General features: G+C 45.2%; 2 protein-coding genes. Both read left to right on the top strand.

Annotated elements, in window-relative coordinates:
• Positions 1–347: TSUP family transporter (locus tag R7O13_RS30015; RefSeq protein ID WP_318305609.1), on the top strand; the 347-nt coding region annotated here is incomplete at its 5' end.
• On the top strand, positions 344–547 hold a 204-nt coding region (gene priC, locus R7O13_RS30010), incomplete at its 3' end, for a primosomal replication protein PriC (protein WP_318305608.1). The genes R7O13_RS30015 and priC, both read left to right, overlap by 4 nt.

Below are 547 nucleotides of genomic sequence, written 5' to 3'. Positions count from 1 at the left end.
GTTTGTCGATTGGTTTTTACGATGGATTAGCCGGTCCAGGAACAGGCGCGTTTTGGACTGTAAGTTCTATGGCGCTGTACCGTCTCAATATATTGCTCGCCTCTGGTTTAGCCAAAGCAATGAACTTCACCAGTAATTTTACCTCACTTATTACTTTCGCTATTTTAGGTCACATTAACTGGGTGCTAGGCTTAACAATGGGTGTGTGTTTAATGGCTGGGGCATTTGTTGGTGCGCATTCTGCAATTCGATTCGGCTCTAAGTTCATTCGTCCCGTTTTTGTCACGGTCGTGAGCGTATTGGCGATTAAGCTGGCTTATGACGCTTGGTTTGTAGGTTTATCATGAACATCGAACAACTTTCGCAAAGTTTAGAACACATGGCGAATCAAGCCGCGACATTGGATCGCCAACGAGGAGAGCATCACGTTCCGTTGTTTGATGAACGTTTATTTAGCTGCCGCTCTCGCTTACTTACTCCTTGCGTAAAAGAAGCGAAATCGACACTGGACGCAATTATCCGAGAGCAAAACGAAAATAAGCTCACC

The sequence above is a fragment of the Vibrio sp. Y176 genome, assembly GCF_033438945.1.
Note: the sequence above shows the minus strand (reverse complement) of the source record. Positions and strands in the feature narration are given on the sequence as shown.